Origin of the sequence: Micromonospora sp. NBRC 110038 (genome assembly GCF_020884815.1) — a bacterium.
GTDB lineage: Bacteria > Actinomycetota > Actinomycetes > Mycobacteriales > Micromonosporaceae > Micromonospora > Micromonospora haikouensis.
On the sequence record NZ_BBOL01000003.1, the window covers coordinates 509,681 to 525,434 of the forward strand.

General features: G+C 73.7%; 13 protein-coding genes. 9 read left to right on the top strand and 4 right to left on the bottom strand.

The window, feature by feature from the left end; translation table 11 throughout:
- The first annotated feature begins 7 nt into the window (after window positions 1-7).
- Together LPU61_RS13945 and LPU61_RS13950 are read left to right on the top strand one after the other, a co-directional pair.
- Window positions 8-1,021 carry an aldo/keto reductase gene (locus LPU61_RS13945; protein ID WP_229405109.1) on the top strand — a complete coding sequence of 338 codons (1,014 nt, stop codon included), beginning with the start codon at window positions 8-10 and terminating at the stop codon, window positions 1,019-1,021.
- A 115-nt stretch (window positions 1,022-1,136) separates the two neighbouring features.
- Window positions 1,137-2,036, top strand: a complete 900-nt coding sequence (locus tag LPU61_RS13950) for a TIGR01777 family oxidoreductase (protein WP_043967108.1) — start codon at window positions 1,137-1,139, stop codon at window positions 2,034-2,036.
- Here the strand turns inward: LPU61_RS13950 and LPU61_RS13955 are convergent, their stop codons facing one another.
- A complete protein-coding gene (locus tag LPU61_RS13955) occupies window positions 2,037-3,248 on the bottom strand; it encodes a PHB depolymerase family esterase (RefSeq protein WP_229405110.1) in 1,212 nt (403 codons plus the stop codon).
- Between the two features lie 164 nt (window positions 3,249-3,412).
- On the opposite strand from LPU61_RS13955, the gene LPU61_RS13960 reads away from it, so the two are divergent.
- The 3 genes from LPU61_RS13960 to LPU61_RS13970 are packed head-to-tail and all read left to right on the top strand — an operon-like array spanning window position 3,413 to window position 6,340.
- On the top strand, window positions 3,413-5,233 hold the full coding sequence (locus LPU61_RS13960) for a DUF2079 domain-containing protein (protein WP_229405111.1): 1,821 nt from the start codon (window positions 3,413-3,415) through the stop codon (window positions 5,231-5,233).
- Window positions 5,234-5,262: 29 nt separating this feature from the next.
- Complete coding sequence (lipB, locus tag LPU61_RS13965; RefSeq protein ID WP_229405112.1) at window positions 5,263-5,904, top strand: lipoyl(octanoyl) transferase LipB; 642 nt, start codon at window positions 5,263-5,265, stop codon at window positions 5,902-5,904.
- 46 nt (window positions 5,905-5,950) lie between these two features.
- Window positions 5,951-6,340 (top strand): VOC family protein, encoded by a 390-nt coding sequence (locus LPU61_RS13970; RefSeq protein ID WP_229405113.1) that lies wholly within the window; start codon window positions 5,951-5,953, stop codon window positions 6,338-6,340.
- A 348-nt stretch (window positions 6,341-6,688) separates the two neighbouring features.
- On the opposite strand, the gene aspS is transcribed toward LPU61_RS13970, so the two are convergent.
- Window positions 6,689-7,975: an aspartate--tRNA(Asn) ligase gene (gene aspS / locus LPU61_RS13975; protein WP_229405114.1), complete on the bottom strand. Its 1,287-nt coding sequence runs from the start codon at window positions 7,973-7,975 to the stop codon at window positions 6,689-6,691.
- Between the two features lie 363 nt (window positions 7,976-8,338).
- On the opposite strand from aspS, the gene lipA reads away from it, so the two are divergent.
- The 3 genes from lipA (at window position 8,339) to LPU61_RS13990 (ending at window position 11,735) form a co-directional block, all read left to right on the top strand.
- Window positions 8,339-9,406: a lipoyl synthase gene (gene lipA, locus LPU61_RS13980; protein ID WP_199486131.1), complete on the top strand. Its 1,068-nt coding sequence runs from the start codon at window positions 8,339-8,341 to the stop codon at window positions 9,404-9,406.
- A gap of 97 nt (window positions 9,407-9,503) precedes the next feature.
- Window positions 9,504-10,994 (top strand): NAD(P)/FAD-dependent oxidoreductase, encoded by a 1,491-nt coding sequence (locus LPU61_RS13985; protein ID WP_043967096.1) that lies wholly within the window; start codon window positions 9,504-9,506, stop codon window positions 10,992-10,994.
- Between the two features lie 51 nt (window positions 10,995-11,045).
- Window positions 11,046-11,735: a DUF4191 domain-containing protein gene (locus tag LPU61_RS13990; RefSeq protein WP_043967094.1), complete on the top strand. Its 690-nt coding sequence runs from the start codon at window positions 11,046-11,048 to the stop codon at window positions 11,733-11,735.
- Window positions 11,736-11,739: 4 nt separating this feature from the next.
- On the opposite strand, the gene LPU61_RS13995 is transcribed toward LPU61_RS13990, so the two are convergent.
- Window positions 11,740-12,132: an RDD family protein gene (locus tag LPU61_RS13995; RefSeq protein WP_043969279.1), complete on the bottom strand. Its 393-nt coding sequence runs from the start codon at window positions 12,130-12,132 to the stop codon at window positions 11,740-11,742.
- Between the two features lie 258 nt (window positions 12,133-12,390).
- Between LPU61_RS13995 and glnA the strand changes: the two genes are divergently transcribed.
- Window positions 12,391-13,815: a type I glutamate--ammonia ligase gene (gene glnA, locus LPU61_RS14000; protein WP_043967093.1), complete on the top strand. Its 1,425-nt coding sequence runs from the start codon at window positions 12,391-12,393 to the stop codon at window positions 13,813-13,815.
- A gap of 347 nt (window positions 13,816-14,162) precedes the next feature.
- Here glnA and mptB read toward each other — a convergent pair whose 3' ends face one another.
- Window positions 14,163-15,752, bottom strand: a complete 1,590-nt coding sequence (gene mptB, locus LPU61_RS14005; protein WP_229405115.1) for a polyprenol phosphomannose-dependent alpha 1,6 mannosyltransferase MptB — start codon at window positions 15,750-15,752, stop codon at window positions 14,163-14,165.
- Window positions 15,753-15,754 lie beyond the last annotated feature (2 nt).

Genomic DNA, 15,754 nt, shown 5'->3' on the forward strand with positions numbered 1-15,754 from the left:
TGGGCGCATGACGACGACACGGACACTGGGTCGCAGCGGGATCGAGGTCAGCGCCATCGGCATGGGGTGCTGGGCGATCGGCGGGCCGCTCTGGGGCGACGACGGGCAGCCGTACGGGTGGGGCGAGGTCGACGACGACGAGTCGATCCGCACCGTGCACCGGGCCCTCGACCTGGGGGTGACGCTGTTCGACACGGCCAGCAACTACGGCGCCGGGCACAGCGAGCGGGTCCTCGGCCGGGCCCTCGCGGGCCGCCGGGACCAGGTGGTGATCGCCACCAAGTTCGGCAACCGTTCCGACGAGGCGACCCGGCTGGCCACCGGCACGGACGCCTCCCCCGCCTACGCCGTGGAGAGCCTGGAGGGGTCGCTGCGCCGGCTCGGCACCGACCACGTCGACCTCTACCAGCTGCACCTCAACGACCTGCCGGTGCCCGCCGCGCTCGACCTCGTCGACACCCTGGAGGGCCTCGTCGCCCAGGGCAAGATCCGGGCGTACGGGTGGAGCACCGACAACCCGGCCTCGGCGCGGGCGTTCGCCGAGGCGGGCGCGCACTGCTCGGCGATCCAGCACGACCAGTCGGTGCTGAAGGACAACGCGGCGATGCTCACCGTCTGCGCCGAGCTGGACCAGGCCAGCCTCAACCGGGGGCCGCTCGCGATGGGCCTGCTCACCGGCCGCTACCAGGGCAGTCCAGCGGCGCTGGGCGGCGACGACGTGCGCGGGAAGGCCCCGGAGTGGCTGGCGTGGTTCACCGACGGCCGGCCGACGCCGCAGTGGGCGGCCCGGGTCGCCGAGGTGCGCCAGGCGCTGACGGCCGACGGCCGTACCCTCGCACAGGGTGCGCTGGGGTGGCTGCTGGCCCGCAGCGACCGGACGCTGCCGATCCCCGGCTGCCGCACGGTGGCCCAGGCGGAGGAGAACTTCGCCACGCTCGCCCTCGGCCCGCTGCCGGCGGACGCGTTCGCGGAGGTGGAGCGCCTCCTGGCCGACCTGCGCCCGGCCGGCGTCGGGGGCTGACCGGCAGACGGCGTCGGCGTCGGGGGCTGACCGGCCGGGTGACCCCGTGCGGTGAGCGGGCTCCTTCATCCCGCTCACCGCATCCAACCGCCCTCCCGTGACCGAAGATGGGGGCATGCGGATCCTCCTGGCCGGCGCGTCCGGCTTCCTGGGCACCCGGCTGGCCGACCACCTCACCGCGGACGGCCACCGGGTGACCCGCCTGGTCCGGCGGCCGGCGCGCACCGGCGACGAGCGGCAGTGGAACCCGACCGCCGCGCAGCTCGACCCGGCGGTGGTCGCCGACGCCGACGCCGTGGTCAACCTGGCCGGCGCGGGCGTCGGCGACAAGCGGTGGAACGACGCGTACAAGGGGCTGATCAGGTCCAGCCGGGTCGACTCGACCACCACGCTGGCCATCACGATCGCGGGCCTGCCGGCCGCCGACCGGCCGACGGTGCTGCTGAACTCCTCGGCCGTCGGCTGGTACGGCAACACGGGCGACCGGGTGGTCGAGGAGGACGCCCCGGCGGGCGAGGGCTTCCTCGCCGACGTGTGCCGGGTCTGGGAGGCGGCCACCCGTCCCGCCGAGGACGCCGGGGTGCGGGTCGTCCGGCTGCGCACCGGGCTGCCGCTGCACCGCGACGGCGGGCTGCTCAAGCCGCAGCTGCTGCCGTTCAGGCTGGGCATCGCCGGAAGGCTGGGCAGCGGACGGCAGTGGCTGCCGTGGATCTCGATGGCCGACTGGCTGCGCGCGGCGCGGTTCCTGCTGGACCGCGACGACGTGGCCGGGGCGGTCAACGTCGTCGGTCCCGCCCCGGTCACGAACGCCGAGTTCACCCGGGAGCTGGCCCGCCAGTTGCACCGCCCGGCGGTCGTGCCGATCCCGGCGCTGGCCCTGAAGGTGGCCCTGGGCGGCTTCGCCCAGGAGGCGCTCACCAGCGCCCGGGTGCTGCCCGCCGTGCTGACCCGGGCCGGCTTCGCGTACCACCACCCGGACCTGCCGAGCGCCCTGCACGCCGCCCTCAACGACTGATCAGCAGCCGAGCACCCAGTAGCCGGGGGCGGTCTGCTTCAGCGTGGACGTGTAGAAGACGTTGTAGAGGCCCATCCGTTGGTTGCTGCCGAGCGCGTACGCGTAGCCGCCGGACTGGTAGGCGCGCCCGGCGGCGACGTGGGCGTAGTTGCTGGCGGTGACGCACGTGGGCGACGCGGTCGGGGTGGGCGAGGCGGTCGGCGAGGCCGTCGGGGTGGGGGTGGGCGACGCGCCGCCGCCGTCGAGGCCGAAGAAGACCGCGTCGCGGTACGTCGAGCAGATCGTGTCGAGGAAGTACGCCGCCGCGGTGCCGCACTGGTCGGCGCCGGAGCCGGGGTCGACGGGGGTGCCGTGGCCCATCCCGGCGACCCGGTAGAGGCGGACGGCGTCGTCGCCGTACACCTCCAGGGCGGTGCCGGCGGGCAGCGACGCCGTGCCGGTGGGGGTCTGCGCGACGCCGAGCACGTTGGTCCACTGGTCGCGCGACTCGACGGCGTTGGCCGGCACGACGGTGCTGTCGGCGGTGCCGTGCCAGATGGCCACCCGGGGCCGGCGGCCGGCGTACCCGGGGTACGCGGCCCGGACGAGGTCGCCCCACGCGGTGGGGGTCTTGTCGACCCCGCTGTACTGGCAGACGCTGGTGGACGCGGGCGGGGAGCAGCGGTAGGGCACGCCGGCGATGACCGAGCCGGCGGCGAACAGCTCGGGGTACGCGGCGAGCATGACCGAGACCATCGCCCCGCCCGCCGACAGCCCGCTGATGGCGATGCGGCTGCCGTCGAGGCCGTACGTGGTCTTCGCGTACCCGACCATCTGCGCGATCGACGCCGCCTCGCCCTGGCCCCGGGCGATGTCGCCCTCGGTGAACCAGTTGAAGCAGGTCAGCGCCTGGTTGGCGCTGGACTGCTGGGGCACGATCAGGGCGAACTTCCACTGGTCGGCGTACTTCTGCCAGCCGGAGTTGGCGACGTAGCCGGCGGCGTTCTGGGTGCAGCCGTGCAGCAGGACGACGGCGGGCGCGTTCGCCGGGAGGCCGTCGGGCCGGTAGGCGTACATGGTGAGGTTTCCGGGGTTGGCGCCGAAGCCGGTGACCTGGGTGAGGGTGGCGGCCCGGGCGGGCGCGGCGACGACGGCGACCAGGGCCGCCGCGGCGAGCGCGGCCCCGGCGACCGCCCCGGCGAGCCGGGTGAGCGAGGTGGTGGAGCGGCGCACGACGACCTCCTGTCGCGGATTGTGAACTGAGTCACTTCCGAGTTGCCGCGACGTTACGTCGGTGTTTCCTCCCGCCGACATGGTCGCCGGTCACACATTCGCGGCCGTCGACGTGTGCCCGTGTCGCCCCGGCGTGCCCAGGTCCGGTTGGTAACGTCCGCTGCGTGCCGCCCTCCCCGCCCCCCGCCGCCGGACCGGCGACCGGCACCGCCGCCGGCTCCCGCAACCGGCGCGCCGACGCGCTCTTCGCGCTGCTCGCGCTGGCCCTCGCCGGCTGGGTCACCAGCGGGCTGTGGCTGGGCCCCGACCAGCGGGTGATCACCGTCAACTCCAGCGACCAGGCGCTGTTCGAGTGGCTGCTCGCCTTCGGCGGGCACGCGCTGACCCACGGCGAGAACCCGCTCTTCACCACCCTGCTCAACGTCCCCGACGGGGTGAACCTCGCGGTCAACACCTCGATCACCGTGTACGCGGCGGTGTTCGCGCCGCTGACGTACCTGATCGGGCCGCCCGCGACGTTCCTGGTGATCCTGACCCTCAACCTCGCCGCCACCGCGCTGGCCTGGTACCTGCTGCTGTCCCGGCAGCTCGTGCGCAGCCGGCTCGCGGCGGGCGTCGGCGCGCTGTTCGTGGCGTACTCCCCCGGCATGGTGTCGCACGCCAACGCCCACCTGAACTGGACCGCCGGGTGGCTGGTGCCGCTGCTGCTGTGGCGGGTGTTCGCCCTGCGCGAGCCGGGGCGCTGGCTGCGCAACGGGGTCGTGCTCGGCGTCGCCGTGGCGGTCGCCTTCTCCATCGCCGCCGAGGGGTTGTTCTTCACCGCCCTCGCGCTCGGCGTGTTCCTGCCGATCTGGGCGCTGCACCCCGAGCGGCGGGCGCGGGCCCGCGCGGCGCTGCCCGCCTTCGCGCGCGGGCTGGGCGTGACCGCGCTGACCGCCGGGGTGCTGCTGGCGTACCCGCTGTGGCTGCACTTCGCCGGCCCGCAGCGCTTCCACGGCACCGGCTTCGACCCGGTCATCCACGCCGAGGACATCGCCGCGTACGCGGCGTACCCGCGCCGGTCCCTCGCCGGCGAGGCGGGGCTGGGCACCTCGCTCGCGCCCAACCCGACCGAGGAGAACTCGTTCTTCGGGGTGCCGCTGCTGCTGCTGGCCGTCGTCTGCCTCGGCTGGCTGTGGCGGCGGGACCGGGCCCTGCGGGCCACCCTCGCCGCCCTCGGCGGCACCGCCGTCGTGTTCACCGTGCTGTCCTGGGGGCCCCGGGCCAAGTGGGCCGGCCGGCACACCGACACCCCGCTGCCGTTCCTGCTGCTGGACGACCTGCCGGTGGTCAACGCCGCCCTGCCGGCCCGGCTGGCCCTGATCGTGGCCCCGGTGTTCGGGGTGCTGCTGGCGTACACCGTCGACCGGCTGCGGGCCGACCCGCCACGCCGCCGGGCCGCGCGGGCCGCCTGGGTGCTCGGCCTCGCGGCGGCGCTGCTGCCGCTGCTGCCCACGCCGCTGCTGACCCGGGTCCGCGAGCCGGTGCCGGTGTTCATCACCGCCGGCACCTGGAAGGAGTACGTCTCCCCGGGCGGGACCCTCACCCCGCTGCCGCTGACCCTCGACGTGACCCCGGACGGGCAGCGCTGGCAGGCGTACGCGCTCGCCCACCGGCAGGGTGAGTTCCGCCTCCCGGCGGGGTTCTTCCTCGGCCCCGGCGGCCCGGACGGCCGGGGCCGGATCGGGCCGCCGCCGCGCACCTTCGACACGCTGATGGACCAGGCGGGCCGCACGGGGCTCGTCCCGATCATCACCGAGGGCAGCATCCGGTTGTCCCTGGCCGACCTGCGGTACTGGGGGGTCGAGGTGGTGGTCCTCGCCGACCGGGTGGAGGGCGCGAAGTACGACCTCGACGAGGACGCGCTGCGCCGCACCGCCACCGCCCTGCTCGGCCCGCCGCAGCGGGTCGACGACGTGTGGCTGTGGCGGGTGCCACCGGCCTGACCGGCGGGTACGGGACTAGGCTGGTGGGCGTGACCGCGACGATTCCGGGGCTGACCGCCGTCCGTGCAGGGGTGCTCGACTACCAGGCCGCGTGGGACGAGCAGCGGCGGCTGCACGAGGCGGTGGTGGCCGGCGAGCGCGGCGACACGGTGCTGCTGCTGGAGCACCCGAGCGTCTACACGGCCGGCAAGCGCACCGAGCCGTGGGACCGGCCGCTGGACGGCACCCCCGTCGTCGACGTGGACCGCGGCGGCAAGATCACCTGGCACGGCCCGGGGCAGCTGGTCGGCTACCCGATCGTGAAGCTGCCCGACCCGGTGGACGTCGTCGCGTACGTGCGCCGCACCGAGCAGCTGCTGATCGACGTCTGCGCCGAGTTCGGCCTCGCCGCCGACCGCGTCCAGGGGCGCAGCGGTGTCTGGGTGCCCGAGGACGACCGGGGCCCGGCCCGCAAGGTCGCCGCCATCGGCATCCGGGTCGCCCGTGGGGTCACCCAGCACGGCTTCTCGATCAACTGCGACTGCGACCTGGCGTACTTCGACCGGATCGTGCCCTGCGGCATCCGCGACGCCGGGGTCACCTCGCTCACCGCGGAGCTGGGCCGCCCGATCACCGTGGCCGACGTGCTGCCGGTGGTGGAGCGCCGCCTGCCCACGCTGGTCACGCTCTAGGCCCCTGGTCACGCTCTGGGCCCTGGTCACGCTCTAGGCTCGGCGGGTGCAGATCGACCTCGTCACCCTCGTCGTCGCCGAGTACGACCCGGCCATCGCCTTCTTCACCGAGGTCCTCGGCTTCGAGCTGGTCGAGGACTCCCCGGCGCAGACCACCGACGGCCGCCCGAAGCGGTGGGTGGTGGTCCGCCCGCCCGGCGCGCAGACCGGCCTGCTGCTGGCCCGCGCCGACGGCGAACGGCAGGAGGCGGCGGTCGGCGCCCAGACGGCCGGGCGGGTCGGCTTCTTCCTGCGGGTCGACGACTTCGACGCCGCCTATCGCCGTCTCGTCGACGCGGGCGTGGAGTTCCTCCGGCCGCCGCGCGCCGAGCCGTACGGCCGGGTGGCCGTCTTCCGCGACATCGCCGGCAACCCCTGGGACCTGCTCGGCCCCTGATGCGGCCGGCGCCGCGCGCATCGGGGCACTCGCGCGGCGGGCGCCGGGGCGCAACGCTATGCACTCAACGTGACCGACGTCCTCCCACCCACGCCCCGTTCCTTCCCCTTTGCTCTGCACCCACCCACGCAGCGGTAACGGAGGGTGGCTGTTGCGTATGCGGGTGCAGAGCAAAGGGCCGGGAACGGGTCGTGTGGGGTCGGCAAGGTAGGCCAGGTCGGCGACCTCCACCTGGGGCGCGACCGGGATGACCGCGCCCCAGGAGCAAAATTCCATCACCCAGGGTCACATTGACCGCGAGGTCCGCGAGTCGTCACACTGGGTAGCCGCCAGGCGGGGCGGGGCGCGTCAGGGGGTGAGGCGGTGCAGGTCGCGGGGGAAGGCCGTGACCTCGCGGACGTTGGCCGCGCCGACCAGGCGGGCGACGAAGCGTTCCAGGCCGATCGCGAAGCCGCCGTGCGGCGGCATGCCGTGCCGGAACGCGTCCACGTACCCGGCGTACGGCTCGACCAGCTCGCCGCGCGCTGCGAGCGCCGCCAGGTAGTCGTCGTGCCGGTGCAGGCGCTGCCCGCCCGTGACCAGCTCAAGGCCGCGGAACAGCAGGTCGAACCCGTTCGAGTACGCCGGACGCGCCGGGTCGGGATGGGTGTAGAAGGGCCGCTTCGCCATCGGGTACCCGGTGACGAAGACGAACTCGCTGCCGTGTTCGCGGCGGGCCCACTCCCCCAGCGCCCGCTCGTGGGCGGGGGCCAGGTCCGGCTCGTCGGCCGGCGCGCCGGCGATCGCCAGGGCCTCGGTGAAGTGGACGGCGGGGATACTCCCCGGCACCTGCGGCACCGTCACGCCCAGCGTGCCCAGCGCGGTGCCGGCCCGGTCCGCCACCGTCGCCAGCATCCCGGCGAGGGTGTCCCGCAGCACGGCCATCACGTCGGTGTGGTCGCCGACGAAGCCCAGCTCCGCGTCGAGGGAGGTGTACTGGGCCAGGTGCCGGGCGGTGTCGTGCGGCTCGGCCCGGAACACCGGCCCGACCTCGTACACGCGCTCGAAGACGCCGACCATGAGCTGCTTGTAGAACTGCGGCGACTGGGCGAGGTACGCGGGCCGGCCGAACCAGTCCAGCGCGAAGACGTTCGCCCCGCTCTCGGTGGACGAGGCGACCACCTTCGGCGTGTGGATCTCCACGAAGTCGCGGGCGTCGAGGGCCGCCCGGAACCCGGCCACCGCCGCCGCCGCAACGCGCAGCGCCGCCGACCTGCGCGGATGGCGTAGGGCGACGGGTGCATGGTCGAGCTGGGTGGGCAGGGTCGCCGCCAGCCCCGGCCGGTACAGGTCGAACGGGGGCGCGGCGGCGGGCGGGCCGAGCGGTCGTACCGTCGGATGGGTCAGCTCGACCCCGGCGGGAGCCGCCGGGGTCGCGACCACCGTCGCGGTGACCTCGACGACGGTCTCCTCGGTGAGCTGCTCGACGGCAGCGCGGGCGGCCGGGTCGGCGGCCACGACCTGGGCCAGGCCGGCGGCGTCCCGGATGATCAGGAACGCCACCGACTTGAGCAGCCGGCGGCGGTGGACCCAGCCGGCGACCCGGACGGTCGCGCCGACGTGGGCGGGGAGCTGGGTGGACAGGATGCGTTGCAAGGCGGTTACCTCCTCGATCGATCGCAACGCGATCCCCGGGAGGTGTGGGCGAGCGGGTCCTCGCGGTGCCACCACACCTTCGCCCCCGCGCGCGGGGGCCTCGTTCGTCGCCTGGTGACCGGGGCCAGCCGGGCGGGTTTTACTGGGCGCGCGTCGCGGAGGACAGCGCCGTTCTTCCCGCAGCTCGGGAGGGTCTTCGCGCGCCGTCGCCAGACCGCCTCGCAGCGTTCGGCGGCTCTCTGGACTGGCGGGGCGGCGCGCTACTCGGCTCCGTCGCAGCTTTGCGGGCACGCTAGCAGCCGGACGCGGCGGTGTAACGGGGTTTTCGGCGGTCGCGGTGGGCGGCGTCACAGGAAACGGGAGGTGACGGGCGTCGCGTCCCGTTCATCGACGGCTGCCGTCGGGCGTAGGCTCGGTTTTGTGACGATCGAGCACGCCGCGTCGACGACGCCGACGACGACCGAGCAGCCGACGACCAGCCCCGCCTCGCGTACCGCGACGGTCGCCCCCGAGGGGCGGCGCCTGCTGCGCATCGAGGCGCGCAACGCCGAGACGCCGATCGAGCGCAAACCGCCGTGGATCAAGGTGAAGGCCAAGATGGGGCCGGAGTACACCCAGCTGCGCGGGCTCGTCTCGCGCGAGGGGCTGCACACCGTCTGCCAGGAGGCCGGCTGCCCCAACATCTACGAGTGCTGGGAGGACCGGGAGGCCACGTTCCTCATCGGCGGCGACCAGTGCACCCGGCGCTGTGACTTCTGCCAGATCGACACGGGCAAGCCGGCCGAGTTCGACGCCGACGAGCCGCGCCGGGTCGCCGAGTCGGTGGTGTCGATGGGCCTGCGGTACGCCACGATCACCGGCGTCGCCCGCGACGACCTGCCCGACGGCGGGGCCTGGCTGTACGCGGAGACGGTCCGCCAGATCCACGCCCTCCAGCCGGGCTGCGGGGTCGAGCTGCTGATCCCCGACTTCAACGCCGTCCCCGAGCAGCTCGCCGAGGTGTTCGGCGCGCGCCCGGAGGTGCTGGCGCACAACGTCGAGACGGTGCCGAGGATCTTCAAGCGGATCCGGCCGGCGTTCCGCTACGAGCGCTCGCTGGACGTGATCCGGCAGGCCCGCGCCGACGGCCTGGTCACCAAGAGCAACCTGATCCTCGGCATGGGCGAGGAGCGGGCCGAGGTGTCCCAGGCGCTGCGGGACCTGCACGACGCCGGCTGTGAGCTGATCACCATCACGCAGTACCTGCGCCCGTCGCCCCGGCACCACCCGGTGACCCGGTGGGTGAAGCCGGAGGAGTTCGTGGAGCTGCGTGAGGAGGCCGAGGAGATCGGCTTCGCCGGGGTGATGAGCGGGCCGCTGGTGCGCTCGTCGTACCGGGCGGGCCGGCTCTACCGGCAGGCCCTCGACGCGCGCGAGGCCGTGCGCGCCTGAGCCACGCCCCCCGGGGGCTAGATCCACCTGTTCGGATGATGTCCCAACAAACGGGGCGGCTATTGCCATCGATACGTCGATGGTGGTGAATTTAGTCATGCCCCTGCCGCACACCGTCATCATCGGCGCCGGTCCCGCCGGCCTCACCGCCGCGTACGAGCTGACTCGACGCAACGCCCCCGTGGAGGTGCTGGAGGCCGACGACGTCGTGGGCGGGATCAGCCGCACCGTCGAACGGGACGGGTGGCGGTTCGACATCGGCGGGCACCGGTTCTTCACCAAGGTCGGCCGGGTCGAGGAGTTCTGGCACGAGGTGCTGCCCGACGGCGACTTCCTGCTGCGTCCCCGGATGAGCCGGATCCACTACCGGGGCAAGCTGTTCGACTACCCGCTGCGGGCCGGCAACGCGCTGGGCAACCTGGGCATCGTCGAGGCGGTGCGCTGCGTCGGGTCGTACGTGTGGGCGCGGCTGCGGCCACCGGCGGACCAGAGCCACTTCGAGGGCTGGGTGTCGGCCCGCTTCGGCACCCGCCTGTACCGGATGTTCTTCAAGACGTACACCGAGAAGGTCTGGGGTTTTCCGGCCACCGAGCTGCAGGCCGACTGGGCGGCCCAGCGCATCCGCAACCTGTCTCTGGCCGGCGCGGTGCGCAACGCGTTGCTGCCCCGCCGGGCCCGCGCCGACATCACCAGCCTGATCGAGGAGTTCCAGTACCCGAAGCTCGGCCCGGGGATGATGTGGGAACGGTGCGCCGAGCTGGTCGCGAAGGCCGGCGGCACGGTGACGATGGGCACGTCGGTGACGCGGGTGCACCGGGCCGACGGCCGGGCGGTCGCGGTGACCGTGGCGGGCCCGGACGGCGAGCGCCGCATCGAGGCCGACCACGTGATCTCCAGCATGCCGCTGCCGGAGCTGGTGCGGGCCGTGGACCCGCCCGCGCCGCCGCCGGTGCTGGCCGCCGCCGACGCGCTGCGGCACCGCGACTTCCTCACCGTGGCGCTGGTCGTGCCGGCCGACGCCGGCTTCCCGGACAACTGGATCTACGTGCACACCCCGGGGGTACGGGTGGGCCGGATCCAGAACTTCGGCTCCTGGTCGCCGTTCCTGGTGCGGGACGGGTTCACCTGCCTCGGGCTGGAGTACTTCGTCGACGAGGGTGACGACCTGTGGGAGTCGGCCGACGACGACCTGGTGACCCTGGGCACGGCCGAGCTGGAGGCGCTCGGGCTGGTGCGCCCCGGGGCGGTCTCGGCCGGGTACGTGGTGCGGATGCCGAAGGCGTACCCGGTCTACGACTCCGGCTACGAGCAGGCCGTGGAGACCATGCGCCACTGGCTCGCCGAGGCGCTGCCGAACGTGCACCCGGTGGGCCGCAACGGCATGCACCGCTACAACAACCAGGACCACTCGATGCTCACGGCGATGCTGACCGTGGAGAACATCCTCGACGACGCCGACCACGACGTGTGGGAGGTGAACGTGGAGGAGGAATACCACGAGCAGGCGGACGCATCGTCGTCCTCCGCCTCGGCCGACGGGCGGCACGGCACGGGCCGGGCCGCCCCGGTGCTGCCCCGCCGCCCGTGACTGCCGGCCGCGGATCAACGGGGCCGGCGGCGACCACCTAGACTCTGCGGCATGGCGAAGCCCCAGGAGAAGGTCTCGTTCGGCCAGCGGCTGAAGCAGATCGGGATGGTGTTCAAGTTCACCGCCAAGCAGGACAGGTGGTTCGCTCCGCTTGCCGCCGGCGCGGTGCTGATCCCGCTCGCGCTGACCGTGGTCGCGGTGCTCCTCTGGGGTTGGCTCTGGCTGCCGCTGGGCATCCTGCTCGCCCTGCTCGCCCTGTTGATCGTGCTCAACCTGCGGTCCAACGCGGCGATGATGAACGCCGCCGAGGGGCAGCCCGGCGCGGCGGCGCAGATCATGGAGAGCATGCGCGGTGACTGGCGGGTGTCCCCGGCGGTCAGCGCGACCACGCAGATGGACATGGTGCACCTCGTGATCGGCCGTGCCGGCGTGATCCTGCTGGCCGAGGGGCACCCGCAGCGGGTCCGCGGCCTGCTGGGGCAGGAGAAGCGGCGGCTGGCCAAGGTGATCGGCTCCGCTCCGCTGCACGACTACGTGATCGGCCAGGGCGAGGGTGAGCTGCCGATCCGCAAGCTGCGGATGACGCTGATGCGGCTGCCGCGCGCCCTCAGCGGCAAGGACGTCAACGCCCTCGACAAGCGGCTCAAGGCGCTCACCGCCCGCCCGCAGATGCCCAAGGGCGCGATCCCGAAGAACATGCGCCCGCCGCGTGGCGCGTTCCGGCAGACCCGGGGCCGCTGACGCCCTACCCGCGCGGCGCGGCGGCGATCACCGAGCCGGTGAGGCGGTCGTGCAGGCCGCGACGGTGCTCGTCCATGATCAGGGCCGGGACGACCAGGGCGAGCAGGAGGCCGCGCAGCAGCGCCCGGGCCAGGCCGATCCGGCCGCCGTCGGCCCAGGACAGGCAGCGGATCCGGGTGACGTACATGCCGGGGGTCTGCGCGAACAGGCCCAGGAAGAAGCCGTACTCGACGATCAGCACCGCGACGGGGGCCCAGCCGTCGCGGACCGGGTCGGCGAAGAAGTTGGACACCAGCAGGCAGAGCACCCAGTCGATCACCAGGGCGCCGAACCGGCGGCCCAGGGTGGGCGGCGCGAACGCGGGGTCGGCGGCGGGCGGCGCGGGGGGCTGCGGCATGGTCACGACCGCCAAGGGTAGTCAGGGGCCCGGACGTGGCCGGAAGCACACCCGCCGCCGAACCGGACAAAAGGTGTTGATCTGCGGCACATCGCCGCGCCGGGTATCGTCCGAACGGACATCCGACGGCGACTGACCGGCGCTTATGACGCAGCGCGAGCGACGTAACACGACAGAAACACAGCAGATACGACCGGGCAACCGCACGGCCATAGCGTCGCCAACAGCCAGCCACCCGTGGACGTGCCAGGAGGACGTGTGTTCGCCAATCCCGAGGAACTGCTGCGATACCTCAAGAACGAGGACGTGAAGTTCGTCGACGTACGTTTCTGTGACCTGCCCGGCGTGATGCAGCACTTCAACCTGCCGGTGGAGTCCTTCGACGACAGCGTCTTCAACGACGGTCTCGCCTTCGACGGATCGTCGATCCGCGGCTTCCAGGCGATCCACGAGTCGGACATGCTCCTGCTCCCGGACGTCGCGAGCGCCTTCATCGACCCCTTCCGCGCGCAGAAGACCCTCGCGCTCAACTTCTTCATCCACGACCCGTTCACCCGTGAGGCCTACTCCCGGGACCCGCGGAACGTGGCGAAGAAGGCCGAGGCGTACCTCGCCGCGAGCGGCATCGCCGACACCGCGTACTTCGGCGCCGAGGCGGAGTTCTACATCTTCGACTCGATCCGCCACGAGACCTCGGCCCACCAGTCGTTCTACTACATCGACTCGATCGAGGGCGCCTGGAACACGGGCCGCGAGGAGCCGGGCGGCAACCGCGGCTACAAGACCGCGTACAAGGGCGGGTACTTCCCGGTGCCGCCGGTCGACCACTACGCCGACCTGCGTGACGGCATGGTCCGCCGCCTGGTCGACGCCGGCTTCACCGTGGAGCGCTCGCACCACGAGGTCGGCACCGCCGGCCAGTCGGAGATCAACTACAAGTTCTCCACCCTGCTGCACTCGGCCGACCAGCTCCAGCTCTTCAAGTACCTGATCAAGAACGAGGCCTGGGTCAACGGCAAGACCGCGACGTTCATGCCGAAGCCGCTCTTCGGCGACAACGGCTCGGGTATGCACACCCACCAGAGCCTGTGGCTCAACGGCGAGCCGCTGTTCTACGACGAGACCGGCTACGCCGGCCTGTCGGACACCGCCCGCTGGTACATCGGTGGCCTGCTGCACCACGCGCCGTCGCTGCTGGCGTTCACCAACCCGACGGTCAACTCGTACCGTCGCCTGGTGCCCGGCTACGAGGCCCCGGTGAACCTGGTCTACTCGCAGCGCAACCGCTCCGCCTGCACCCGTATCCCGGTGACCGGCAGCAACGCGAAGGCCAAGCGCGTCGAGTTCCGCGTGCCGGACCCGTCGAGCAACCCGTACCTCGCCTTCTCGGCGATGATGATGGCCGGCCTCGACGGCATCAAGAGCAAGATCGAGCCGCCGGCGCCGATCGACAAGGACCTGTACGACCTGCCGCCGGAGGAGTGGGGCTCGGTCAAGCAGGTTCCGGGCTCGCTGCCCGAGGTGCTCGACGCCCTCGAGGCCGACCACGACTACCTGCTCGACGGCGGCGTCTTCACGCCGGACCTGATCTCCACCTGGGTGGAGTGGAAGCGGGCCAACGAGGTCGACCCGGTGCGCCTGCGCCCGACCCCGCACGAGTTCGCCATGTACTTCGACTGCTGAGCCTTCGACTGCTGAGCACTGCGGACTGCTGAGCCCTCGGGCCGGCACCTCCTTCAGCACCGGCCGGGCCGGTTCCGCCGCACGCGGAGCCGGCCCGGCCGCTTCGCATCTGCCCGCAGGACGGGCAGAGGTGGACGGGTGGGCAGGCGGGGCGGGCAGGGCGGGGGCGGGCAGGGCCGGGCGCGGCGGGGCACGGCAACCGGTCGCAGGGGAAGCTCCCGGTGGCACAGGGGCTGAGACCGCCTAGGGAGCTGAGTCGTTTACGACATCACCCGGCTTCCGGGCCCACCCGACACCGTGATGTCCGAGCCCACCCGACACCGTGATGTCGCCGATGACTCAGCTCCCTAGGGGCCGCACGGAGCCTTGCCATCCCCGTCCCCGCCAGCTTCGCCATCGTGGCCCGCGCCGCTGTCTCCGCCGCCACCTCCGCCGCGCCGACCTCCGCCGCGCCGACCTCCACCGCGCCGACCGCCGGTGACGCGTACCGCCGCCAGCGTCGCCACCGTCGCCAGCGCCACCAGCAGCGCCGTCATCGCGATCGCGCCCGGGGCCTTCGTGGAGCGGGCCAGGTTGGTGCCGTCGGGCAGGACGAGGACGGCGGCCACCGCGCTGGGCAGCACGAACCACGTGGTCCGGGCCGGTCGGATCACCGAGACGGCGAGCAGCGTCAGCGGCCAGATGGCGTACCAGGGGTGGAAGACCGGCGAGAGGGCGACGGTGGCGGCCAGCGCCAGCCCCGCGCCGAGCAGCGCCACCCGGGGCCGGGCCGCCGCCGGGGCACCCGCCCCGTGGGGTACGGCGTCGAGCCGGCGCAGCGACCACCACGCCCAGCACCACAGGGCCACCAGTGCCGCCGCGAGCAGCAGCAGGCCGGCGGCCCGGGTCACCGGCACGGCGTCGGGCCGCCGCCCGGCCCACTCCCCCGCGTAGTCGACGACGAAGCCGACTGCCGTCGGCGGTGACGTCCACTGCGCGGAGTCGCCGCTGCGGGCCAGCCCCTCGACCCAGCCCAGGCCCAGCCCGGACGCCACGGAGGTCGCCAGTAGCGCGGCGAGGACACCGCCGGCCAGCAGGGCCCCGGCGCGCAGCAGCGCCCGCCAGGTGCACCGGCCCCGCACGGCGGCCAGCGCCGCGAACGGCAGCACCACCACGGCGGTCGCCTTCACGGCCACCGCCAACCCGAGCAGCACCCCGGCCAGCAGCAGCGGCCCCGGCGGCGCGGGCGGCTTCCCCGGCCGGCGGACCAGCACCCGCAGGCCGGCCAGCAGCAGGCCGAGGGCCACCGCGTCGTTGTGCGCGCCGGCCACCAGGTGCACCCCGACCAGGGGCGTGGCCAGCGCCAGCCAGGCGGCCCGCCGGACCGGCACACCCGCCGCGCGGGCCAGCCCCGGCAGGCAGTACGCGGCCAGCAGCACGCCCGCGACGGCGTACAGCCGCAGGAACGCGATGGCAGCGGCGAGCCCGCCGCCGACGGTCACCGCGAGCGCCGCGAGCAGCACGAACAGCGGCCCGTACGGCGCGGGGGTGTCCCGCCAGATCGGGGCGACCGAGTCCAGCCACGGGCAGCCGGCCGCCGCCACCCCCAACCGGTACGGGTCGCGGCCGTGCGCGTACGACCAGCCCTGGCAGGCGTACGAGTAGACGTCGCGGCTGCCCAGCGGCGGCGTCGCCAGCAGCGGCAGCAGCCAGAGCCCGGCGGTCGTGTACGCCCACCGGCCCGACGGGGCGCCGTCGCGCAGCGCCCACCACGCCCCGACCATGAGCGCGGTGCCGGCCAGCCAGCAGCCCAGCACCGCCGGACCGTGCGGACCCCGCCACACCTGGGCGGGCGTGCCGCCGGTCAGGTCGGGCAGCGCCCCGCCCAGCCAGCCGGCGACGGCGAGCAGAGCGGCACCGAGCAGTCCCGCCCAGCGGGCGACGACGGCCACCGGCACAC